Origin of the sequence: Rahnella sp. RcJ3 (assembly GCF_009498575.1) — a bacterium.
GTDB lineage: Bacteria > Pseudomonadota > Gammaproteobacteria > Enterobacterales > Enterobacteriaceae > Rahnella > Rahnella aceris.
In genome coordinates, this window is sequence record NZ_QSNX01000021.1 from 21277 (window position 1) to 43554 (window position 22278).

23 protein-coding genes are annotated in these 22278 nt (G+C 50.7%); 12 read left to right on the forward strand and 11 right to left on the reverse strand.

The features are described 5' to 3' along the window. The first annotated feature begins 106 nt into the window (after positions 1-106). The 5 genes from DXU84_RS21155 to rnd all read left to right on the forward strand — a co-directional run bounded on the left by DXU84_RS21155 (position 107) and on the right by rnd (position 6780). Entirely contained in the window at positions 107-2020 is a 1914-nt protein-coding gene (locus DXU84_RS21155; RefSeq protein ID WP_013575318.1) for an ATP-dependent DNA helicase, read from the forward strand. A 129-nt stretch (positions 2021-2149) separates the two neighbouring features. Beyond that, positions 2150-2851 carry a tRNA (adenosine(37)-N6)-threonylcarbamoyltransferase complex dimerization subunit type 1 TsaB gene (gene tsaB, locus DXU84_RS21160; protein WP_015689882.1) on the forward strand — a complete coding sequence of 234 codons (702 nt, stop codon included), beginning with the start codon at positions 2150-2152 and terminating at the stop codon, positions 2849-2851. A gap of 62 nt (positions 2852-2913) precedes the next feature. After that, positions 2914-3546 (forward strand): Slp family lipoprotein, encoded by a 633-nt coding sequence (locus DXU84_RS21165; protein WP_015689883.1) that lies wholly within the window; start codon positions 2914-2916, stop codon positions 3544-3546. Positions 3547-3863: 317 nt separating this feature from the next. Next, the gene (gene fadD / locus DXU84_RS21170) at positions 3864-5561 is read left to right on the forward strand and encodes a long-chain-fatty-acid--CoA ligase FadD (protein ID WP_013575321.1); all 1698 of its coding nucleotides are present in this window, start codon (positions 3864-3866) and stop codon (positions 5559-5561) included. 97 nt (positions 5562-5658) lie between these two features. After that, on the forward strand, positions 5659-6780 hold the full coding sequence (rnd, locus tag DXU84_RS21175) for a ribonuclease D (RefSeq protein ID WP_153376618.1): 1122 nt from the start codon (positions 5659-5661) through the stop codon (positions 6778-6780). 347 nt (positions 6781-7127) lie between these two features. Here the strand turns inward: rnd and minE are convergent, their stop codons facing one another. From minE to minC, 3 genes are read right to left on the reverse strand one after another with little or no spacing between them, the layout of a single operon-like run. Beyond that, positions 7128-7397 (reverse strand): cell division topological specificity factor MinE, encoded by a 270-nt coding sequence (gene minE, locus DXU84_RS21180; protein ID WP_013575323.1) that lies wholly within the window; start codon positions 7395-7397, stop codon positions 7128-7130. Positions 7398-7400: 3 nt separating this feature from the next. Then, positions 7401-8213 (reverse strand): septum site-determining protein MinD, encoded by an 813-nt coding sequence (minD, locus tag DXU84_RS21185; RefSeq protein WP_013575324.1) that lies wholly within the window; start codon positions 8211-8213, stop codon positions 7401-7403. 24 nt (positions 8214-8237) lie between these two features. Further along, complete coding sequence (gene minC / locus DXU84_RS21190; protein WP_013575325.1) at positions 8238-8927, reverse strand: septum site-determining protein MinC; 690 nt, start codon at positions 8925-8927, stop codon at positions 8238-8240. Between the two features lie 136 nt (positions 8928-9063). Here minC and DXU84_RS21195 point away from each other — a divergent pair, with 136 nt between their 5' ends. The 4 genes from DXU84_RS21195 (at position 9064) to DXU84_RS21210 (ending at position 11874) form a co-directional block, all read left to right on the forward strand. After that, positions 9064-9336, forward strand: a complete 273-nt coding sequence (locus tag DXU84_RS21195; protein WP_131638911.1) for a YcgL domain-containing protein — start codon at positions 9064-9066, stop codon at positions 9334-9336. Positions 9337-9458: 122 nt separating this feature from the next. Then, entirely contained in the window at positions 9459-10634 is a 1176-nt protein-coding gene (locus tag DXU84_RS21200; RefSeq protein ID WP_153376619.1) for a lytic transglycosylase domain-containing protein, read from the forward strand. Between the two features lie 26 nt (positions 10635-10660). Then, positions 10661-11317 (forward strand): fumarylacetoacetate hydrolase family protein, encoded by a 657-nt coding sequence (locus tag DXU84_RS21205; protein WP_013575328.1) that lies wholly within the window; start codon positions 10661-10663, stop codon positions 11315-11317. 107 nt (positions 11318-11424) lie between these two features. Beyond that, positions 11425-11874, forward strand: coding sequence for a YcgN family cysteine cluster protein (locus DXU84_RS21210; RefSeq protein ID WP_013575329.1), 450 nt, complete (start codon positions 11425-11427; stop codon positions 11872-11874). 74 nt (positions 11875-11948) lie between these two features. On the opposite strand, the gene iraP is transcribed toward DXU84_RS21210, so the two are convergent. The 5 genes from iraP to nhaB form a co-directional block, all read right to left on the reverse strand. Further along, positions 11949-12290 (reverse strand): anti-adapter protein IraP, encoded by a 342-nt coding sequence (gene iraP / locus DXU84_RS21215; protein ID WP_013575330.1) that lies wholly within the window; start codon positions 12288-12290, stop codon positions 11949-11951. Between the two features lie 114 nt (positions 12291-12404). Further along, positions 12405-13514, reverse strand: coding sequence for an AI-2E family transporter (locus DXU84_RS21220; RefSeq protein WP_013575331.1), 1110 nt, complete (start codon positions 13512-13514; stop codon positions 12405-12407). A gap of 236 nt (positions 13515-13750) precedes the next feature. Continuing rightward, positions 13751-13948 carry a hypothetical protein gene (locus DXU84_RS21225; protein WP_013575332.1) on the reverse strand — a complete coding sequence of 66 codons (198 nt, stop codon included), beginning with the start codon at positions 13946-13948 and terminating at the stop codon, positions 13751-13753. Between the two features lie 65 nt (positions 13949-14013). Then, positions 14014-14544, reverse strand: a complete 531-nt coding sequence (gene dsbB, locus DXU84_RS21230; protein ID WP_153376620.1) for a disulfide bond formation protein DsbB — start codon at positions 14542-14544, stop codon at positions 14014-14016. 181 nt (positions 14545-14725) lie between these two features. Further along, a complete protein-coding gene (gene nhaB / locus DXU84_RS21235; RefSeq protein ID WP_013575334.1) occupies positions 14726-16303 on the reverse strand; it encodes a sodium/proton antiporter NhaB in 1578 nt (525 codons plus the stop codon). Between the two features lie 244 nt (positions 16304-16547). Between nhaB and fadR the strand changes: the two genes are divergently transcribed. Beyond that, positions 16548-17270 carry a fatty acid metabolism transcriptional regulator FadR gene (fadR, locus tag DXU84_RS21240; protein WP_013575335.1) on the forward strand — a complete coding sequence of 241 codons (723 nt, stop codon included), beginning with the start codon at positions 16548-16550 and terminating at the stop codon, positions 17268-17270. 121 nt (positions 17271-17391) lie between these two features. On the opposite strand, the gene DXU84_RS21245 is transcribed toward fadR, so the two are convergent. Further along, complete coding sequence (locus tag DXU84_RS21245) at positions 17392-18927, reverse strand: SpoVR family protein (protein ID WP_013575336.1); 1536 nt, start codon at positions 18925-18927, stop codon at positions 17392-17394. 254 nt (positions 18928-19181) lie between these two features. Further along, on the reverse strand, positions 19182-20012 hold the full coding sequence (locus DXU84_RS21250) for an alpha/beta fold hydrolase (protein ID WP_013575337.1): 831 nt from the start codon (positions 20010-20012) through the stop codon (positions 19182-19184). Positions 20013-20252: 240 nt separating this feature from the next. Here DXU84_RS21250 and ydfZ point away from each other — a divergent pair, with 240 nt between their 5' ends. Then, positions 20253-20471, forward strand: coding sequence for a putative selenium delivery protein YdfZ (gene ydfZ / locus DXU84_RS21255; protein WP_013575338.1), 219 nt, complete (start codon positions 20253-20255; stop codon positions 20469-20471). Positions 20472-20535: 64 nt separating this feature from the next. Here ydfZ and DXU84_RS21260 read toward each other — a convergent pair whose 3' ends face one another. Next, complete coding sequence (locus tag DXU84_RS21260) at positions 20536-20745, reverse strand: hypothetical protein (protein ID WP_126124847.1); 210 nt, start codon at positions 20743-20745, stop codon at positions 20536-20538. Positions 20746-20951: 206 nt separating this feature from the next. Here DXU84_RS21260 and DXU84_RS21265 point away from each other — a divergent pair, with 206 nt between their 5' ends. After that, positions 20952-22253: a D-amino acid dehydrogenase gene (locus DXU84_RS21265; protein WP_126124848.1), complete on the forward strand. Its 1302-nt coding sequence runs from the start codon at positions 20952-20954 to the stop codon at positions 22251-22253. The last annotated feature ends 25 nt before the right edge of the window (positions 22254-22278 follow it).

Here is a 22278-nt window from a genome sequence, read left to right on the forward strand (position 1 = left end):
CTAAGGGTATCACAAAGGATGAATACGTTGGATTGGCAGATGGCGGTGGTAGTCGGGGCGAGGGATTGGCATAATCACTGCTGATCCGTACAGGTAGAGAGACAGAGTGACAGACGATTTCGCAACAGACGGCGCACTGGCGCAGAAAATTGAAGGTTTTAAACCCCGTGAACCTCAGCGTCTGATGGCGCAGGCTGTCAGCAAAGCCATCAGCGGTAAGCAAGGGCTGGTGGTGGAAGCCGGTACTGGTACCGGTAAAACCTACGCTTATCTGGCACCGGCATTGCGCTCCGGCAAAAAAGTCATTATCTCCACCGGTTCGAAAAACTTACAGGATCAGCTTTATTCCCGCGATTTGCCCAAAGTCGCCAGGGCGCTGAATTTCAAGGGCCGTCTGGCGCTGCTGAAAGGGCGCTCAAACTATTTATGTCTGGAACGTCTGGAGCAGCAATCGCTCTCCGGCGGCGATCTTGCCAGCCAGGCGCTCAGCGAACTGGCGCATCTGCGTCACTGGTCGAGCAGCACGGAAGAGGGCGATATCAGCACCTGCACCGTGGTACCGGAAGACAGCTTTGTCTGGCCGCTGGTGACCAGTACCAACGACAACTGTCTGGGGAGTGACTGCCCGCTTTACAAAGAATGCTTCGTGGTAAAAGCCCGCCGTAAGGCGATGGACGCCGATGTGGTGGTGGTGAACCATCATCTGTTTATGGCGGACATGGTGGTGAAGGAGAGCGGCTTTGGTGAGCTGATCCCCGAAGCTGACGTGATGATTTTCGACGAAGCCCATCAGATCCCTGACATCGCCAGCCAGTATTTTGGCCAGCAGGTCACCAGCCGCCAGCTGCTTGATATGGCAAAAGACATTACTATTGCTTACCGCACGGAAGTCCGTGACTCTGTGCAGTTGCAGAAAAGCGCTGACCGGCTTAGCCAGAGCACGATGGATTTCCGTCTGGCGCTCGGCGAGCCCGGTTTTCGCGGCAATCTTCGCGATGTTCTCAGTCAACCCGCCATTCAGCGTGCCTTACTGTTGCTCGATGACGCGCTGGAACTTTGCTACGACGTGGTTAAATTGTCCCTCGGCCGTTCTGCGTTGCTGGATGCGGCTTTCGAGCGCGCCACGCTTTACCGCAACCGTCTCAAACGCCTGAAAGATGTGTCGATCCCCGGTTACAGTTACTGGTACGAATGTAATTCACGCCATTTCGTCCTGGCGCTGACTCCCTTGTCGGTGACCGACAAATTCAGCGAGATGATGAAAGAAAAACCGGGGGCGTGGATTTTCACCTCGGCAACGCTTTCGGTGAACGATCAGCTGCATCATTTTACTGAGCGTCTGGGGCTGGATGAGGCAGAAACGTTGCTGCTGCCGAGCCCGTTCGATTACGCCAAACAGGCGCTGTTGTGCGTTCCGCGCTTTCTGCCTGAATCAAATGTGCAGGGCAGTTCGAAACAGCTGGCGCGGATGTTGCGCCCGCTTATCGAAGCTAATAAAGGCCGCTGTTTTTTCCTGTGTACGTCTCACAAAATGATGCGTGAACTGGCGGAAGAATTCAGGGCCAGCCTGACGCTGCCGGTTTTGTTGCAGGGCGAAACCAGCAAGGGCCAGTTGCTGGCGCAGTTTGTCGAAGCCGGTAACGCATTACTGGTCGCCACCAGCAGTTTCTGGGAAGGGGTGGACGTGCGCGGTGACGCGCTGTCGTGCGTAATTATCGACAAACTGCCATTCACGTCGCCTGACGATCCATTGCTCAAAGCCCGTATTGAGGATTGCCGTCTGCGCGGCGGAGATCCGTTCAATGACGTACAATTACCGGATGCTGTCATTACGCTTAAACAGGGTGTCGGACGTTTGATCCGTGATACGGATGATCGCGGGGTGATGGTGATTTGCGATAACAGGCTGGTAATGCGTCCGTATGGTGAAGTTTTCCTCAACAGTTTGCCGCCGACACCGCGCACCCGTGATCTGGCACAAGCGATCCGCTTTTTACAGAACGCTGAAGAGCAGAATTAGCCCTTTGTTTATGCTAAGATGCCGCCCCGAAAAAGGTTCTTATACCCGTCATATTTCACGTTGCAGATGCGTTGACTGCGCGCGAGGTATTGAGGGTATAACTTATTAATTTCCCGCCTGAGGTTTGGCATGTCCACGCGAATTTTAGCAATTGATACGGCGACAGAAGCCTGTTCGGTTGCGCTTTACGATCAGGGCGAAACGCTCGCTCATTTTGAACTTTGCGCCCGCGAACATACGCAGCGCATTCTGCCACTGGTGCAGCAGATCCTCGCCGAAGCGGGGCTTTCCCTGAAACAACTCGACGCACTGGCCTTCGGCCGGGGACCGGGTAGTTTTACCGGTGTGCGCATCGGCATAGGTATCGCGCAAGGCTTATCGCTCGGCGCAGAACTGCCTTTGTTGCCCGTCTCCACCTTACTCACCATGGCGCAGGGTGCTTACCGCCAGACCGGCGCGGAACAGGTGCTGGCAGCCATTGATGCCCGCATGGGCGAAGTGTACTGGGGTGAATTTACCCGCAATACACAAGGTGTCTGGAGCGGTGAAAATACCGAGACGGTCATCAAACCTGAACAACTGCTGGCGCGTACCGTTGAGCGAAACGGGCGCTTTGCCACCGTGGGTACGGGCTGGGAAGCCTATCCGCATTTACTGGGTGAATCCCCGGCGGCGGATTTATTTGATGGAAAAATGTTACTGCCGCAGGCGGAAGATATGTTGCCGCTGGCGCTGCAGCTCTGGGAAAACGGTATTCGCGTTAATCCGGAAGATGCTGAACCGACTTACCTGCGTAATGAAGTTACGTGGAAAAAGCTGCCAGGCCGATAAGTCATGGCAACTTGTGCATCAAAAGACGGTCAAAATGAAGAGTTTGCACAGGAGTCATCGTAATGCGTAAGTGGTCTGTTGTTCAGCAGTTATCAGGTGTAACGGGTAAGAAAATGGTGCGGAGTGCTGTTGCACTCAGCGTGTTGGTATTATCAGGGTGTGTCACAGTGCCCGATGAAATTCGTGGGACCACGGCTACGCCGCAAATGAATTTACAGGCCGTGCAGGGCGCGCCGAATTTGTACGTCGGGCAGGAGTCGCGTTTTGGCGGCAAAGTGATTGCCGTAACCAACCTGCAAAACAAGACGCGTCTGGAAATCGCAACTGTTCCGCTGGATGAGGGCGCTCGCCCGATTTTAGGGGCAGCATCACGCGGACGCATCATGGCTTACATTAACGGTTTTGTGGATCCGGTGGATTACCGCAATCAGTTAGTGACCGTCGTCGGGCCAATTACCGGCGTGGAAAAGGGCACCATCGGCCAGACGTCTTATGATTTCGTTACCGTTAATGTCAACAGCTACAAACGCTGGCGGATACAGCAACAGGTCGTCATGCCTCCGCAACCTATCGGCCCATGGGGCTATGGTTTTGGCGGGCCGTATGATTCCTGGGGGCGGGGGTTTGGGCCCGGTTGGGGTCCCGGCTGGTATAATACAGCACCGGCCCGGGTCGAAAGCGTCGTCACCGAATAGACCGCCGCCGCCGCGTGGAGCTCCGCCTTCTCATGGCGCGCTTCCCCCGGCAACAGTAAAACCGGCAGCGACGCATTCTGTTCTGCCGCTGCCCGGGAAATGACCTGAAGAGAAGCGTTGTTAAGGCGGCTTAATTGCCGCCTTTTTATTTTCTGCCATGGACGGTTGACAAAGTAAGGGCACAGAAAAAGTGACCCGCCTCTCAACCTCGACATTGTTTGAAACGCAACTGGTAAGCTGAGTTAAAATATTGTTAAAGACGTGATAAAACTCGTCGAATAGAGACGGCAACAGAACATGATTTCAGGAGTGATACCTTGGAAAAGGTTTGGCTAAAACGATATCCGGCAGATGTTCCTGAGAACATCGACCCTGACCGCTACAGTTCGCTGGTCGAGATGTTTGAAAATGCTACGTTGCGTTACGCTGACAATGCGGCATTTATCAACATGGGCGAGGTGATGACTTACCGCAAGCTCGAAGAGCGCAGCCGTGCTTTCGCCGCCTATTTGCAAAATGAGCTTGGGCTCAGGAAGGGCGACCGCGTTGCCCTGATGATGCCGAATCTGCTGCAATACCCGATTGCCCTGTTTGGCGTATTGCGCGCCGGCATGGTGGTAGTCAACGTCAATCCTCTGTATACGCCGCGTGAACTCGAGCATCAGCTCAACGACAGCGGTGCCAGTGCCATTGTGATTGTTTCAAACTTTGCACATACCCTGGAAAAAGTGGTGTACAAAACCCAGGTTAAGCATGTGATCCTGACCCGAATGGGCGATCAGCTTTCTGCGGCGAAGGGGACGCTGGTTAACTTTGTGGTGAAATATATCAAACGGCTGGTGCCTAAATACCACTTGCCGAACGCGATTTCCTTCCGCACCGCCTTACAGCGCGGACGTCGTCTGCAATACATCAAGCCCGATATCATTAATAATGATCTGGCGTTCCTGCAATATACCGGCGGAACGACGGGCGTGGCGAAAGGGGCGATGCTGACCCACCGCAACATGCAGGCGAATCTCGAGCAGGCGAAAGCGGCCTACGCGCCGTTGTTACAGCCGGGACATGAGCTGGTGGTAACCGCACTTCCGCTGTATCACATTTTCGCACTGACGGTGAATTGCCTGCTGTTCCTTGAACTGGGCGGTAAAAGCCTGCTCATCACCAATCCGCGCGACGTGCCGGGGATGGTCAAAGAACTCGGGAAATATCCTTTCACGGCTATCAGCGGCGTGAATACATTGTTCAATGCGTTGCTCAATAATGAAGATTTCCGTGAGCTTGACTTCTCCTCGTTGCGTCTTTCTGTCGGCGGCGGAATGTCGGTGCAGAAATCAGTGGCAGAGAAGTGGGAAAAACTGACCGGTAAACATCTGCTGGAGGGTTACGGACTGACAGAATGTTCACCGCTGGTGGCGGGTAACCCGTATGATTTGAAACATTACAGTGGCAGTATCGGTCTGCCAGTGCCATCCACGGAAGTCCGTCTCGTGGATGATAACGGCCAGGATGTCGGGCCTGGCCAGCCTGGCGAGCTGTGGGTTAAAGGCCCGCAGGTTATGCTGGGTTACTGGCAACGGCCTTCCGCCACCGATGAGGTGCTAAAAGATGGCTGGTTATCGACGGGCGATATCGTTACAGTGGACGAGCAGGGCTTCTTACGGATTGTTGACCGTAAAAAAGACATGATTCTGGTTTCCGGTTTCAACGTTTACCCTAACGAAATTGAAGAGGTGGTTTCACAGCATGACAAGGTACTCGAAGTTGCCGCCATTGGCGTGCCGGATGAGTCGTCGGGTGAAATCGTCAAAATTTGCGTGGTGAAGAAAGACCCATCACTGACCAGCGAAGAGCTTCTCGCACATTGTCGTCGGTTATTAACCGGTTACAAAGTACCGAAGATTGTCGAGTTCCGCGACGAGTTGCCGAAGTCAAATGTCGGTAAAATTCTCAGAAGGGAACTTCGTGATGAGCAGCTGAAACCGAAAGCCACTCCGAAGCAGGATGCGGCATAGCGGATTGCCTGTTCAGTCAGAAAGAGTCAGATTCTTAACGCCGGCGATGTCCGGCGTTATCACGTTATAACGCAGTAATGATTAAGAGAATGATGTTTTGAATTATGAGTTGATCACCACCAATGACGCGCTGGAGCAAGTTTGTCTTCAGGCCAAAGCGCACAGTAAAATTGCGCTGGATACCGAATTTGTCCGTACCCGCACGTATTATCCGCAACTGGGGCTCATACAGTTATTCGATGGCGAAAGGCTGACGCTGATCGACCCATTGCCAATCACCGCCTGGCAACCCTTCATTGATTTGCTGGTTGATCCTGATGCCATCAAATTCCTGCATGCCGGCAGCGAAGATCTGGAAGTTTTCCTGAATGCCTTTGGGGTGATGCCTTCGCCGCTGATTGATACGCAGATCCTCGCTGCTTTCAGCGGACGCCCGTTGTCCTGTGGTTTTGCACGTCTGGTGGCTGAAACCACCGGCGTTGAGCTGGATAAAAGCGAATCGCGCACTGACTGGATAGCCCGTCCGCTGAGCGAAAAGCAATGCGTCTATGCTGCGGCTGACGTGTGGTATCTGCTGCCGCTGGCCGATCAACTGATGCGTGAAACACAAGACGCAGGGTGGATGGATGCCGCGCTGGATGAATGTCTTGCTCTGTGCCGCCGCCGTAAGGAAGTGCTGCAACCGGAACTGGCTTATCTGGAAATCAGTAACGCTTTTCAGTTGCGTCCACGCCAGTTGGGATGCCTGAAGTTGTTAGCCGCGTGGCGCCTGAACCAGGCCCGTCAGCGTGATCTGGCCGTTAATTTTGTAGTACGTGAGGAAAACCTCTGGCAGGTGGCGCGCTATCAGCCAACGTCGCTGGGCGAGCTGGAAGCGCTTGGTCTGAGTGGCCCGGAGATTCGCTATCACGGGCGTACGTTGCTGGCGCTGGTGGAGGAATCGAATGCACTGGATGAAGCTGAACTGCCCGCACCGATTTTGAACCTGATTGATCAGCCGGGTTACCGCAAAGTCTTTAAGGATATTAAGGCACTTATTCAGACTGTCAGTGAAGAGAGTAAACTGAGCGTTGAAATGCTGGCATCACGTCGCCAGATTAATCAGTTACTGACCCATCACTGGAAGTTAAAAGATAAAGAATCACAACCTGAATTAATCAGTGGCTGGCGCGGGAAGTTGTTAGCTGAAAGACTGAATGAAATTTTGAGCAATTATTGATTCCTTCTTTTAAGAAGGAAAGTGAATATGCGTTAAAAAGAGCGGGCAATTGTCCCGCTCTTTTTATTTTATATTTCCCGATAACGCTTAATCCTAAAATAGCGGCAATCAGGCCAGTCTGGGGATATTAAATTCCAGCTAAAATGAGAGAAGTCTTAATCAAGAATTATCAGGAATAAGCACAAACAGACGGAAAAAGAACCTGTTTAATGGGGTTATATACAGTGGTTATTTCGGGGCGGGAAGAGAATAGCGGAAGGGAACGAGATAAAAAGCAGTAGCCCCCTGAAAAAACAGGGGGCGCTATGCTGAAAAAAACACCTGCGAACAAAGCAAACAGACTGCTGTCATTTAGGCGTTTCTTCCGATTCTGGCAGGGTGACGTTAAGTTCCAGTACGGAAATATCGTCACCTTTTTGCTCGAACTGAACCTGCAACATTTCTGGGTCAATCTTAATGTACTTACAGATGACCGCCAGAATGTCACGTTTCAGTTCAGGCAGATAGGATGGTTCACTATCCCCTCGACGCCGTTCGGCTACGATGATCTGTAGCCGTTCCTTGGCTATATTGGCTGTCGATTTTTTGCGGGACAGAAAGAAATCTAACAATGCCATGGTTTATCCCCCAAAAAGGCGTTTCAGGAAACTCTTCTTCTCTTCCTCAATGAAACGGAATGCACGTTCTTCCCCAAGCAGACGGCTGACAGTATCGTCATACGCTTTCCCTGCATCGGATTCCTGATCCAGAATGACCGGCTCGCCCTGGTTGGACGCACGCAGTACAGACTGATCTTCCGGGATAACCCCGATCAGAGGAATACGCAGGATTTCCAGCACATCTTCCATGCTCAGCATGTCGCCACGGCTGACACGGCCCGGGTTGTAACGGGTAAGAAGCAGATGTTCTTTGATAGGCTCTAAGCCTTGTTCCGCACGGCGAGATTTTGAAGACAAAATGCCCAGGATGCGGTCGGAGTCACGAACGGAAGAGACTTCTGGGTTGGTGGTGATCACGGCTTCATCGGCGAAATACAACGCCATCAGTGCGCCGGTTTCGATGCCCGCAGGGGAATCGCACACCACGAAATCAAATTCCATTTCGGCTAAATCGTTCAGGATCTTCTCAACGCCTTCGCGGGTCAGTGCGTCTTTATCACGTGTTTGCGAAGCCGGAAGAATAAACAGGTTTTCGGTGCGTTTATCTTTGATAAGCGCCTGATTCAGCGTGGCATCACCCTGGATCACGTTAACGAAATCATAAACCACCCGGCGCTCACAGCCCATAATCAGGTCGAGATTACGCAGACCGATATCGAAATCGATAACTACAGTCTTTTTGCCTTTTTGAGCTAAACCGGTAGCAATGGCCGCGCTTGAAGTGGTCTTGCCAACGCCCCCTTTACCCGATGTAACAACTATGATGCGTGCCATGAATGGATTCCTTGTCAAAAGGGCTTAGTTTAAAGGTTGTATGGTTAACACATTATTTAACAGGCTGAGGCGCGCTGCCTGACCGAGATAATCGGCCGGGATTTGATCACTCAACCAGTATTGCCCTGCGATAGAGACTAGTTCAGCGCCTAACTGCGTGCAAAAAATCTGACAATTTGCATCGCCTGCGGCGCCAGCCAGCGCTCTGCCTCGCATCATGCCGTAGATGTGGATATTGCCATCGGCAATCAGTTCCGCACCTGCGCTGACACTGTTGGTCACGATGAGGTCGCTGTTACGGGCATAAATTTGTTGGCCGGATCTGACCGGAGTACTGACAATACGGGTTTTAGCCGGGGCATTGTCGGGCACGACAGGAACCGGTGGTTCTGCAGCGATACGCTGTGCGCGGCCTTCACTCAGCAGCGGTAAACCGGTGCGGGAAAGTGCGCGTTTTTGCGCCTCATCTTTGCAACCACTGATGCCAACAATGCGAAAGCCTGCAGAAGCGACAGCCTGTTGAATGTCTTTCCAGTTTGCTTCACCGGTCAGTGAGGCAACGTTGATAACAACAGGGGCATTTTTCAAAAAGGCTGGAGCTTGCTCCACTTTTTCCTGTAATGCCTGGTAAATAACCTCAGGTTGTGAACTATGTAAATGAACAACCGATAAGGTAAAACTACTGCCTTTTAGTTCTATTGGCGATTGTGACATCTATCCTGACTCAGTCTCAGCAACTCTAAATCCCCGGAATACCACTCGGGGGGCGATATTCCGATGTACGATAAGCATGTTATAGTTACAGTTATATCTAGGCAAGCCACCGTTTCAATAAAATAGAGTTAAAAAAATGCTTTGTGTGATCTATAGAAGTACTAAACGCGACCAGACTTATCTGTATGTCGAAAAAAAAGACGATTTTTCCCGTGTGCCTGAAGAATTACTCAAAGGTTTTGGCGTGCCTCAGTTCTCAATGATGCTAAACCTGGCAAACCGTGAAAAACTTGCCACAGCAGATATTGCTAAAGTGCGTCAGTCGCTGGAAGAGCAGGGTTATTATCTGCAGGTTCCACCGCCGGTAGAAAGTTTATTGAATATTCATCTGAACGACACCAGTAAATAACGCATTCCTGACATTTGTCTCGGCACTCCTCGAACTTTCAGACGGCATGACTTGCATTCATCTTGGTCGTGCTCAAAGCTTATAGCGATGAATCACTTGCAGAAGTCAAAAGGAAGAAATTGATGAAATTGTCGGCACTGGCCGTGTTAACACCGCTGATCATCCTCAGTGGTTGTGCAGCACAGAAAGCTACCTCAGGGCAACCCTCTACACCATCCACTGCGGCAACACAGCCTGCTGCTGCCGCACCGGCAGCGCCTTCTGGCAAAACGTCTCTGGCTGAACAGGGGCGGGACCCCGCGGAATTCCCGGCTTATGTCGAACAACTCAAAGCACAGGCGCTCTCGCAAGGGATCAGCCAGCAGACCATCGACAGCACCTTCGCCAACATTCATTTTGTTGACCGCGTGATCAATTCAGATCGCAATCAGCTCGAAAAGAAAATTACCCTCGACGATTATCTGACACGCGTTCTGCCTGAATGGAAGATTAAACAGGGGCAGGAACAGCTTCAGAGTAATTTGCCTGCGCTGACAAAAGCCAGCGAACGTTATGGGGTTCAGCCGCAGTACATTGTGGCGTTATGGGCGATGGAAAGCAGCTTCGGCAAAATTCAGGGTAAAGAGGATGTATTCTCTGCGCTGGCCACACTGGCCTTCGAAGGACGTCGTGAAGCCTTCTTCACCAAAGAATTTATGTCGGCGCTTAAAATTGTCGATTCCGGTAAAGCCACCAGCGACATGATGAAAGGTTCCTGGGCGGGTGCGATGGGGCAGTCGCAGTTTATGCCAAGTTCTTATCTGACTTACGGCGCTGACGGTAACGGCGACGGCAAGATAGACATCTGGGCAAACACCGATGATGTTTTTGCTTCCACGGCCAATTATTTGGCGAAAGAAGGCTGGAAAGGCGATCAGGGCTGGGGCCAGGAAGTGAAATTACCAGCTAACTTTGATGGCGCTCTGTCGGGGCTGAAAAATAACCAGATGCATCCGGCCAGCTACTGGCAGCAGCGCGGCGTGACGCAAGTTGACGGCAACCCGCTAATGTCGACAGCGACCCGTTCATGGATTATCACACCGGATGACACGCAGGGGCGCGCGTTCCTGGTTTACGATAACTTCCGTACGATCATGCACTGGAACCGTTCAACCTATTTCGCGCTGAGTATCGGCATGATGGCGGATGGTATTATGGGCTCGCAGTCACCGGTGGCTTCCGGCGATTTAGCACCGGCGACAACTCCGGCGCCTTCTGCACCGTTAGCGCCAGCACCGCATAATCCGTTCAGCGGCTGAAATTCCTAACTTCAAGGAGTAGCTGTATGTACCAACACAGAGACTGGCACGGCGCATTACTGGATTTTCCGGTCAACAAAGTCGTGTGTGTCGGCAGTAACTACGCCGATCATATTAAAGAGATGGGCGGGCAGAAAGCGGCGGAACCGGTGTTATTTATCAAGCCGGAAACCGCTTTGTGCGATTTCCGCCAACCCATCGTCATCCCGAAGGATCTCGGTGCGGTACATCATGAAGTCGAACTGGCGGTACTTATCGGCACACCACTGAAGCAGGCGACGGAAGATCGCGTCGCCAATGCTATCGCTGGTTACGGGCTGGCACTTGACCTGACGCTGCGGGATTTGCAGTCGACGTTCAAACAAGCCGGACAACCCTGGGAAAAAGCCAAAGGGTTTGACGGTTCCTGCCCGATGAGCGGATTTATTCCGGTAAGTGAATTTGGTGATGCACAACAGGCTGAACTGCGGTTAGAGATCAATGGAGAAGTGCGTCAGAGCGGGAATACCCGCGATATGCTGACGCCGCTTCTGCCGCTGATTGCCTATATGAGCCGCTTCTTCACGCTGCGCGCGGGCGATATCATTCTGACCGGTACACCACACGGCGTCGGCCCGCTAAAAGCGGGTGATGAAATTGTGGCTACACTTAATGGTAAACAGGTAAGTTCCCGCGTGATCTGACGGCGTTTTTCCTCTCCGCCGGAACCCATTTCCGGCGGCTTTACTTGCATCTGCAGGCTAAAGCGTCTATATAAGCACCCTCATTTTCTTTATACCGGATGCACATTATGACTGAACCCGCTTTTTGGCAGCACAAAACGCTGTCTGAAATGACCGACGAAGAATGGGAAGCATTGTGCGACGGCTGCGGACAATGCTGCCTGCATAAGCTGATCGACGAAGACACCGATGAAATCTATTTCACCAACGTCGCCTGTAACCAGCTCAACATCAAGTCTTGCCAGTGTCGTAACTATGAACGTCGTTTCACGCTGGAAGAAGATTGCATTAAACTGACCCGCGAAAACCTGACAACCTTCGACTGGCTGCCGCCAACCTGCGCTTATCGCCTGATCGGCGAAGGACGCCCGCTGCTTCCCTGGCATCCGCTGCTGAACAAAGCATCGAAATCGGCCATGCATACAGCGCAGATCTCCGTACGTTACATCGCCGTGCGCGAAGACGACGTTGAAGACTGGCAGGATCACATCCTGAATAAGCCAAGCTGGGCCAGATAACCGATTTTGCCCGCAATCAGAAAACAAAAAGCCCCGGCAATCATTGCCGGGGCTTTTTATTACGAATTTTTACACTAAATCTCAGAGTCGGGTCTGACACCGTTCATGGCGCTGAGTGCTTCGGCATCCAGTTCAGGATCTTCTTTATCAATCAGTCGGGTCAGTTCAATGAGTGCCTGGAATTGCTCGAACAAAATCTTAGCGTCTGATTTAAGCATCTCATCAGCAGAGTCCAGCACTGAGTTGATGGCTTTGTTCACGCTTTCGATAATTTCCTGGGGGCCGCCATTTTTGCCGACAGTTAAAAATATAGCACTCAGCAAAAGGGACTGAGCCTCAACCTGTGCGGTAAGTTGCTTGGAATCCGCTTCCATGTGGGAGATTTTTGCGACCATACTTAAGATGATATTTTTCATTCATTGCCCCTTCAGACAAAGAGTATCTATTGCTTCTTATTTCTACGCCAGGTTATGAAAACTTCATAATCATATTTGGTAAAACTCGGTGGATTGTCGCAGTTGCTGAGAGCCTCAGGCATCTGGATGGTTTTTCCCTTCTTCGATAAAGTCTTCATTAATCTCATCGGTATTGTTCTGATGATCCCGGCCGGAAAGAATGTTCCAGCAGGCGATGAATAACGCGGCAATCAGCGGGCCAATCACGAAGCCATTGATGCCATATACTTCCATACCGCCAAGTGTGGTGACCAGGATAAGATAATCCGGCATTTTGGTGTCTTTGCCGACCAGCAGCGGACGTAACACGTTATCCACGATGCCGATGACCACCACGAAGAAGGCCACAATAAAGATCCCCTGCCACAGCATCCCGGAGGCGAAGAAATAAATCGCCGCAGGCACCCAGATAATGGCTGAACCCACTGCCGGAATGATCGACAGGAACGCCATCAGAGCACCCCAAAGCAGGCTTCCGTCCAGACCGGCGATGTAAAACGCAATACCGCCCAGCGCGCCCTGTACAACCGCCACCACAACGGTGCCTTTTACTGTCGCGCGAGAAACTGCTGCAAACTTCATAAACAGATGATGCTTTACATACCGTGACAACGGCAGGGTGGCGAGTGTCAGATTGACCAGGTAAGCGCCATCCTTGATCAGGAAGAACAGGATATACAGCATGATGCCGAAACCCACGACAAAGCCGAATGTGCTCTTACCTATTACGAAAACGCTGCCGGCCAGATACTGACTACCTTGCAGTGCCACATCAGAAAGTTTTTTCTGAATCTCAGCGGTGCTGTCGAGATCATGGTCTGACAGGAAGTGCCGTGCCCATCGTGGTAAATGATGGATGAAATCCGCCAGGATCACGGGCAGCTGTGTCTGATTTCCCTGCAGTTTGGTATAAACCGCATTGAATTCAAGTGCCAGCGACGAGGTTATAATCGCCAGAGGGGTGAAGACAATCAGACAAATTATCAAAACGGTCAGCAGAGAGACCACACCGTTGCGATCACCGACAACCTGTTTCAGCCGATTTTTTAACGGATTGAAGATGACGGCGAGAATAATGGCCCATAGTACGGAAGAGTAGTAAGGCCTTAATACATCGAAGAAAGCCAAAGTTACGATAAAAAGAATTGCGATGAAAAAGCCTTTTGAAAATCCTTTAATGAACATTTTTGTTCCTCTGATAAATCTTTTAGCCCTCGTAGCATAGAATGCATTGACGAATTTACAAACGTAGGTCTTTTTTTGTGCAGTGTGTTGTGTGCAGAAGGGGGAAGGGGGAAATCTTACCTCTGATCAAAAGCAACGCCGGGATTAATGGAACTCCGCCATTGCACCCGCGTTAATACCTGTCATTCCATTTCCGTTAAACGTCACTGTCGATTTCTATCCCTGATGTTTAAATTTTATTTAAACAGACCGTATAACACGAAACCAGCGACGACCCAGAAGGCGACGCAGGCTCCTACACAAATGATCCAAATGGCCCAGACGGGAAGATTTTTCATTGCACGTTCCAATAATGGTAATAAAAAGCACAGAGGCAGAAAGCCCGTGTTGACCGGGCGCTGCAGATAATACATCACGTCTGTTTTGGAAAACATCTTCTCCTCCACAGACATAAAAAAAGCGCCATCAGAGGCGCTTTTCCGTGTCAGCAAGGACTGAATTAACGACCAAATAAATCGCGACGTTTTGGTTTAACGAACTGAGCCAGTAGCACCAGAACAGCAATCACCATAAACACGCTGAAAATCACGACCAGCCACTGTGGCATGCCCAGTGACAGGAATTCCCACTGTTTTTCTGCACAATCACCGCTGGCGATAAACATCCACGGGAACCATTTGTCCAGTGGCAACCAGGTTGGGAAACGCGCGGCAAAATCACAGGTGGCGAACGGAGAAGGGTGCAACTGAATCATGGTGTGTTCCCATGACAGGCGGATACCTTCGTAAGCACTGTAGAGCCAGATGAGGATCCCGGCATAGCGTAACCATGTGGAAGGTGCGATAGCACCGACGAGGCCAGCCAGCAGAATACCCATCAGAGCACAACGTTCATAAATACACATGACACAGGGCTTAAGTAACATCACGTGTTGGAAATACAATGCAACCAGCTCAAGTGCCAGTGCAGTCAGAGCCATCAGAAGCCATGCACCGCGACCTTGTGAACAGCGGTTAAGATATTGCAACATAGAAAATTTTTCCCTGCAGTTAGCTACTGACACGCAGTGTAAACCAATTGCTTGCTGCTGCCAGCCTGTCCGAATCAATATTCGGTAAATAATTAATATAAATCGGACAATTCGACTTTAAATTCTGTAATTTCCTGAGTGAAGGTGCTTACAGGAGATTACTGACTCAATCTTTCCTTCATCAATGCACCGGCATGATCTCAGTTACCGGGGGCAAACTCAGCCATCCCATGTCGCTGTACCACTGGGTCATATCGGGCAACAGATACTGAACACACAACAGGCCGACGAGTGTCATGACCACAGTGTACGGCAATGCCATCCAGACCATCCTTCCGTAAGAAAGCCGGATCAGCGGTGCAAGGGCAGAAGTCAGCAGGAACAGGAAGGCTGCCTGACCATTGGGTGTCGCCACTGAAGGCAGGTTGGTGCCGGTATTAATGGCCACGGCCAGCATCTCAAATTGTTTCAGATCGATAATGCCATTTTCCAGCGCCGATTTGGCTTCATTGATGTAGACCGTACCGACGAAAACGTTATCTGAAACCGATGAGAGCAAACCGTTGAACAGGTAAAAGAGTGAAAGCTGGTTGGACGGTGCAGCCTGAAGCACAAAATGAATGATCGGGCTGAACAGATGCTGTTCGACGATCACGGCAACAATGGCAAAAAATACCGTCAGCAGGGCAGTGAACGGCAGTGAATCCTGGAATGCCTTGCCGATGGCATGTTCATCCGTCACACCACATAACGCGGTTGCAAAGATAATCACCGTCAGGCCGATCAGGCCAACCTCAGCGAGATGGAATGCCAGCGCAACAATCAGCCACACACCAATCACCGCCTGCACAGCCAGTTTTATACGCTCCTGCTTCGTGTTGTTCTCGCTGTTCTTTTGATCAAACTTTTTAAGCACTTCATACACCGGATGTGGCAGTTGCGCACCATAACCAAACCAGCGGAAGCGTTCTACCAGCGCACATACAATAAATCCGCAGAAAAAGACCGGCACGCTGACCGGTGACATACGGATCAGAAAATCGATGAATTGCCAGCCTGCGCTTTTCGCGATGATCAGGTTTTGCGGTTCGCCAACCATCGTCATCACGCCACCCAGCGCGGTACCGACACCGGCGTGCATCATCAGGCTGCGTAAAAATGCGCGGAATTGTTCAAGCACAGCCTGATGCTGCTGATTGCCGGTAAAAGAGCTGTCGTCATTGACCTCAGTATTTTCATTCTGATTTGAAGCAACGTTGTGATAAATGGAATAAAAGCCCACTGAAACGCTGATCACCACGGCAATAACGGTCAGTGCGTCCAGGAATGCGGAAAGAAAGGCGGCAGCAAAACAAAATGCCAGTGAAAGGGCAATTTTATTGCGCAGATTCAACAACAATTTGGTGAACACGGTTAACAGCAACTGCTTCATGAAATAGATGCCAGCGACCATGAAAATCAGCAGCAAGATGACTTCCAGATTAGCAGACACTTCTTCGCGGATCCGTCCTGCGCTGGTCATGCCGATCATGACGGCTTCGATGGCGAGCAATCCACCCGGCTGAAGCGGGTAGCATTTAAGCGCCATACCTAATGTGAAAATGAACTCAATCACCAGCAACCAGCCCGCGATAAAGGGACTGATGAGGAAGAAAATCAGCGGGTTAACAATCAGAAAAACCAGAATTGCTATTTTGTACCAGTTTGGTGACTGGCCAAGAAAATTCTTTATGAATGCGCGGCTGTAGGTTGTTTCCATATTGCCCAAAGGTCCTTTATATATATTTTATTAATGTTTCAAAAAGATAGGTAAGTTTAATCGTCTGACTGGATTTTTCAATAATAAAGGGCGATGCAATAAATCCATGAAAAATGTGAAATTCTGTCAGCCCACCCACAGTTTCAACATTACTTCCGTCGGGACGCTATAACAGGGCATTTTCATCTGGTATGATGAGATGAACTATATCCCTAATAAAAGCCCCACACGGAACGACAAACACATGGTTATTAAGGCACAAAGTCCTGCCGGTTTTGCCGAAGAGTATATCATCGAAAGTATCTGGAATAGCCGCTTCCCTCCGGGTTCAATTTTGCCTGCTGAAAGAGAGCTTTCAGAACTCATTGGTGTAACCCGAACCACATTGCGTGAAGTGTTACAGCGGCTTGCCCGCGATGGATGGTTAACCATTCAGCACGGTAAACCGACGAAAGTGAATAATTTCTGGGAAACATCCGGCCTGAATATTCTTGAAACGCTGGCGCGTCTGGATCATGACAGCGTACCGCAGCTGATTGATAATTTGCTGTCTGTGCGTACCAACATCGCGACGATCTTTATCCGCAAGGCGATGCGTACCAACCCGGAAGAAACCCAACAGGTTCTCGCGAAAGCGACTCAGGTTGAAGATCATGCCGAAGCCTTTACGGCGCTCGATTACGGCATTTTCCGTGGTCTGGCATTCGCCTCTGGCAACCCGATTTATGGTTTGATCATCAACGGACTGCGCGGTCTTTATACGCGCGTCGGACGCTATTACTTCTCCAATCCTGAAGCGCGCAAACTGGCGATCACTTTCTATAAAAAGTTGTCTGATATCTGCCACGAGAAAAGCTATGAGCAGATTGTGGATTGTGTGCGTAATTATGGCCGTCAGAGCGGTGAAATCTGGCACAGCATGCAGGGTGCTATGCCGGGTGACCTGGCCGAACAAAAACATCGTTAATTCCCTATATCCTTCAAACAGTCTCATCGTTGGCTGCCTCGATATAATTTGAAGGATTGAGGGAGCCAGTAATAACAAAAGGGCGCTTAGCGCCCTTTTTTAATGCCTGAAAATGGAAATTTTACAGCGGTGTCGGACGTGGCGGGCAACGTTCGAGTAACTCGACGCTGCCGTCTTCATTGAGTTGCTCGATAAAGACATCGAAGCCCCACAGGCGGTGGACGTGTTTCATCACTTCACGGCGGCTTTTATCAAGCGGTGCCCGGTCCTGCGGAATGTAGCGTAATGTCAGCGAGCGGTCTCCGCGCAAATCCACATTCCAGACCTGAATATTCGGTTCGTGATTACTCAGATTATACTGCGCCGACAACTCCTGACGAATTGCACGGTAGCCCTCCTCATTGTGGATCGCGGCGATTTCCAGATAATTATTGTGATCGTCATCGAGCACCGTAAACAGACGGAAATCACGCATCACTTTCGGTGACAGGAACTGGCTGATGAAGCTCTCGTCTTTAAAGTCACGCATCGCAAAATGCAGCGTGTCGAGCCAGTCTGAACCGGCGATATCCGGGAACCAGTAACGGTCTTCCTCCGTCGGCTCCTGACAGATACGCTTGATATCCTGCATCATCGCGAAACCCAGAGCATACGGGTTGATACCACTGTAATACGGGCTGTTATAAGGCGGCTGATACACCACATTCGTGTGACTGTGCAGGAACTCCAGGATGAAACGGTCGGAGACTTTTCCTTCGTCATACAGATGATTCAGGATGGTGTAATGCCAGAATGTCGCCCAGCCTTCGTTCATGACCTGAGTTTGTTTCTGCGGATAAAAATACTGGCTGATTTTACGTACAATGCGCAAAATTTCTCTCTGCCAGGATTCCAGCAGAGGTGCATTTTTTTCCATAAAATACAACAGGTTTTCCTGCGGTTCCGGCGGGAAACGTCGCGCCTGTTCCGGTGCGTCTACACTGTCTTTGCGTGGCAGCGTTTTCCACAGAGAATTCACCTGACTTTGCAGGTATTCCTCACGGCTTTTTTGCCGCGCCAGTTCTTCCTGCAGGGAGATTTTTTGCGGACGTTTATAGCGGTCAACGCCGTAATTCATCAGCGCGTGACAGGAATCCAGCAACCGTTCAACTTCATCGACACCATAGCGTTCCTCGCATTCACTGATATAACGCTTGGCGAACAGCAGGTAATCGACGATGGAACTGGCATCGGTCCAGCTTCTGAACAGATAGTTATTTTTGAAGAAAGAGTTATGCCCGTAGCAGGCATGGGCCATCACCAGCGCCTGCATGGTGATCGTATTTTCTTCCATCAGATAAGCGATACACGGGTTGGAATTAATGACGATTTCGTACGCCAGACCTTGTTGTCCGTGCTTATACAGCTGTTCGGTTTCGATGAATTTCTTGCCGAACGACCAGTGAGTGTAATTGATCGGCATGCCAATGCTGGAATAGGCATCCATCATTTGTTCGGAAGTGATGATCTCGATTTGATGCGGATAAGTTTCAAGCCGGTAGGACTTCGCCACCCGGTCAATCTCTTCGAGATAAGTTTGCAATAACTCAAACGTCCAGTCCGGTCCATCGCTAAGACGTTTGTCCTCAGTTTTTTGCTTTTGGGTCACTGTCGTCATAAGCCGCACCCTCATTCAGTTATGGACGCTACAGAGTGTTTGATTCACAACCTTTTCTTAAGATTTCGCACGTCCATTGATAATCGTAGCTCAATCTGAGTGTGTCGTTAGATAAACACCATGAATCCATTCCTCAACAAATCTATATCCTTAAGGCAGGAGACTGTCAATCGGCGGGCAATAAAGAGCCCAAAGCCGCGTACAGTCTGGCTTTGGGCGAACAATATCAGGAGACAGGCGCAAACAGCGGGGGATTAACTGCGGATAAATTCTAACAAATCCTGATTTATCTGATTCTTGTGTGTGCTGCACAGACCATGAGATGCGCCCGCATAAACCTTACCTTTGCCATTTGGCAACAACTTAAGCGCAGCTTCGCTGGAGGAAGCGGGTGGCACAATCTGGTCATCATCACCGTAAATCACCAGCGTCGGGATCGTCATCTTCTTCAGGTCTTCGCGCTGATCGGTTTCAGAAAACGCTTTAACACAATCATAAAGTGCTTTTATTGAACCCTGCATACCCTGGAGCCAGAAACTTTGGCGTAAACCTTCTGACACCTCAGCACCGGGGCGGTTGAAACCATAAAATGCGTCGGGCAAGTCCAGGAAAAATTGGGAACGATCTTTTGTCACACCGCCACGGATACCGTCGAAAACAGAAAGCGGTAATCCACCGGGATTGAAATCTGTTTTGATCATAATCGGTGGCACTGCACCAATTAATACCGCTTTTGCCACCCGCGAGGTGCCGTGCCTGCCAATATAACGGGCAACTTCGCCGCCGCCGGTAGAGTGCCCGACGTGTATCGCGTCTTTGAGATCCAGATAAGCCGTCAGTTCGGCCATGTCATCTCCGTACTGGTCCATATTATTGCCTTCCCATGACTGAGAAGAACGCCCGTGTCCGCGGCGGTCGTGGGCAATAACGCGATAACCATGTTCTGCCAGAAACAGCATCTGATCTTCAAAAGCATCCGACGACAGGGGCCAGCCGTGACTAAAAACCACCGGCTGTCCGCTGCCCCAATCCTTATAAAAAAGTTGTGTACCATCTTTAAGCTTCAGAAAGTTTGAGTTATTCACAATCGACTCCTTATTGCTGAAAATTGCTGAAATGAACGGTGCAAAACAGAAACCGATTGAAGTGTAGGTCAGTAATTGCGTCGTTGCGATATGAGTCACATTTTTAAAATGGCAACGTGGCGGGACAGGGTATGAAATTTAACCTGATACTTAGCAGGGTTTATATATTGAAACTTAATTTTTACGGGTATAGCATTAACCCGCTATTGTTTGTTATTGATGCTTTAGGAGGTCAAGAAAATGGTAAATACCTTTACTTATGATAGATATAGAAATCGTATCGGCCAGGGCGTTCGTGTAATGGATGCCGAAACGGGCGTTACCGGCAAAATTACCGCGTTCAGGGTGAAATCGAGTTCACCGGAAGAAATTCGCCGCGAAAGTTGTGTGCAACTGGAAGGGCAGACGGGCCTGTTTAAACCTGTCTCTCTGATGAGACTGGAAACGACGTCTGCCTGATTTTTTCTGTTACGCCGGTAAATTTCCGCAATATAAGGCCACTATTCATAGTGGCCTTAATGTTTTACGCAGCCACTTCGGCTTTGCCTCGTTTTATAAATCCCCGTTCAACCTGAACGTCAATTCTCTGCGCAGCGTGAGGGAATATCACATGCCTGTTTGTTTGTGGTGTTTTGTGCTGATGCACGGCTTGTACACAAGAATAAAAACCTGCAACAAAACTGACCCTGAAGCGTCGGGAGTCTTGTGACATCAATGCAATCAATGCTGTCATTACGCCATAAATTTCTTGCCGCATGGCCGGAATGTTGCGGAATATCGTTATTTATTTCTGGCTATTGAAATAAATGCTGTCATGAACGATAAATAAATGTGAAAGACCTCACGGTTGTGAGTGCCTGTGTTGGTGATTTTTCTCAGTCAGGTTAATTTCCTGTCATCAGAATATTATGCTTTGTTTTGTCGTGGAGTGGAGTCGATATGCGTGTGGTGATTTTAGGCAGTGGTGTGGTCGGTGTCGCCAGTGCATGGTATCTGGCTAAAGCGGGTCATCAGGTGACGGTTATTGACCGCCAGTCCGGCCCGGCAGAAGAAACCAGTGCGGGTAATGCAGGACAGATCTCACCGGGCTATGCTGCGCCGTGGGCGGCTCCGGGGGTTCCGGTCAAAGCCGTCAAATGGATGTTCCAGAAGCACGCGCCTCTGGCGATTCGCCTCGACGGAACACAGTTCCAGCTTAAATGGATGTGGCAAATGCTGCGTAACTGCAACATGGACCACTATCAGACCAACAAAAGCCGCATGGTGCGTCTGGCGGAATACAGCCGTGACTGCATGAAAGCGTTACGCGAAGATACCGGCATTCAGTACGAGGGTCGGCAGGGTGGCACGTTGCAGCTTTTCCGCACCGCGCAGCAGTTTGAAAGCGCAGCCAAAGATATTGCGGTGCTGGAAGACGCCGGTGTGCCGTATCAGTTGCTCGAATCCAGCCAGCTGGCGACTGCAGAACCGGCGCTGGCTCAGGTTGCGCACAAACTGACCGGCGGCCTGCGTTTACCCAATGATGAAACCGGCGACTGCCAGATGTTTACCCGCAAGCTGGCAGACATGGCGCGTCAGGCGGGAGTTATCTTCGAATTTAACCGCACGGTGGATAAGCTGCATATTGAAAATGGCGAAATCACTGGCGTGCAGTGTGGCAATGAGTTCGTCAGGGCGGATGCATACGTGGTGGCATTCGGATCGTATTCCACCGCGTTGCTGCGTGATCTGGTCTCTATTCCGGTTTATCCGCTGAAAGGCTATTCCCTGACGATTCCGATTACTGATCCGGCTTCTGCGCCGGTGTCTACCGTACTGGATGAAACCTATAAAATTGCTATCACCCGTTTTGATGACCGCATCCGCGTCGGCGGTATGGCGGAGATTGTCGGCTTCAACCTGAAGCTGGCGCAGGCGCGCCGCGAAACGCTGGAGATGGTGGTCAAAGATCTCTATCCGAACGGCGGCAACGTCGAACAGGCCACGTTCTGGACGGGGTTGCGTCCGATGACGCCGGATGGCACGCCGATTGTCGGGCGTACGCGCATTAAGAATTTGTATCTCAATACCGGCCACGGCACGCTGGGCTGGACGATGGCCTGTGGCTCCGGGCAGTTGCTCTCGGACATTATGTCCGGCGTGATGCCTGCGATCCCATCCGATGATCTCTCGGTTGAGCGTTACAGCCCGGATTTCATTGCCCGTCCGGCTGGCCCGCACAAAATGCATCCGGTAGGCTGAACCTGCTGTAATCCGATCCCATGCG

Coding starts and splice junctions, on each gene's coding strand:
- iraP (WP_013575330.1), bottom strand. CDS start 12,290: ATGAAAAATATCATCTTAAGTATGGTCGCAAAAATCTCCCACATGGAA.
- DXU84_RS21225 (WP_013575332.1), bottom strand. CDS start 13,948: ATGTTTTCCAAAACAGACGTGATGTATTATCTGCAGCGCCCGGTCAAC.
- DXU84_RS21200 (WP_153376619.1), top strand. CDS start 9,459: ATGAAATTGTCGGCACTGGCCGTGTTAACACCGCTGATCATCCTCAGT.
- DXU84_RS21205 (WP_013575328.1), top strand. CDS start 10,661: ATGTACCAACACAGAGACTGGCACGGCGCATTACTGGATTTTCCGGTC.
- DXU84_RS21245 (WP_013575336.1), bottom strand. CDS start 18,927: ATGACGACAGTGACCCAAAAGCAAAAAACTGAGGACAAACGTCTTAGC.
- DXU84_RS21165 (WP_015689883.1), top strand. CDS start 2,914: ATGCGTAAGTGGTCTGTTGTTCAGCAGTTATCAGGTGTAACGGGTAAG.
- DXU84_RS21265 (WP_126124848.1), top strand. CDS start 20,952: ATGCGTGTGGTGATTTTAGGCAGTGGTGTGGTCGGTGTCGCCAGTGCA.
- tsaB (WP_015689882.1), top strand. CDS start 2,150: ATGTCCACGCGAATTTTAGCAATTGATACGGCGACAGAAGCCTGTTCG.
- minC (WP_013575325.1), bottom strand. CDS start 8,927: ATGTCACAATCGCCAATAGAACTAAAAGGCAGTAGTTTTACCTTATCG.
- minE (WP_013575323.1), bottom strand. CDS start 7,397: ATGGCATTGTTAGATTTCTTTCTGTCCCGCAAAAAATCGACAGCCAAT.
- dsbB (WP_153376620.1), bottom strand. CDS start 14,544: ATGTTGCAATATCTTAACCGCTGTTCACAAGGTCGCGGTGCATGGCTT.
- fadR (WP_013575335.1), top strand. CDS start 16,548: ATGGTTATTAAGGCACAAAGTCCTGCCGGTTTTGCCGAAGAGTATATC.
- DXU84_RS21210 (WP_013575329.1), top strand. CDS start 11,425: ATGACTGAACCCGCTTTTTGGCAGCACAAAACGCTGTCTGAAATGACC.
- DXU84_RS21220 (WP_013575331.1), bottom strand. CDS start 13,514: ATGTTCATTAAAGGATTTTCAAAAGGCTTTTTCATCGCAATTCTTTTT.
- nhaB (WP_013575334.1), bottom strand. CDS start 16,303: ATGGAAACAACCTACAGCCGCGCATTCATAAAGAATTTTCTTGGCCAG.
- ydfZ (WP_013575338.1), top strand. CDS start 20,253: ATGGTAAATACCTTTACTTATGATAGATATAGAAATCGTATCGGCCAG.
- minD (WP_013575324.1), bottom strand. CDS start 8,213: ATGGCACGCATCATAGTTGTTACATCGGGTAAAGGGGGCGTTGGCAAG.
- DXU84_RS21195 (WP_131638911.1), top strand. CDS start 9,064: ATGCTTTGTGTGATCTATAGAAGTACTAAACGCGACCAGACTTATCTG.
- DXU84_RS21260 (WP_126124847.1), bottom strand. CDS start 20,745: ATGACAGCATTGATTGCATTGATGTCACAAGACTCCCGACGCTTCAGG.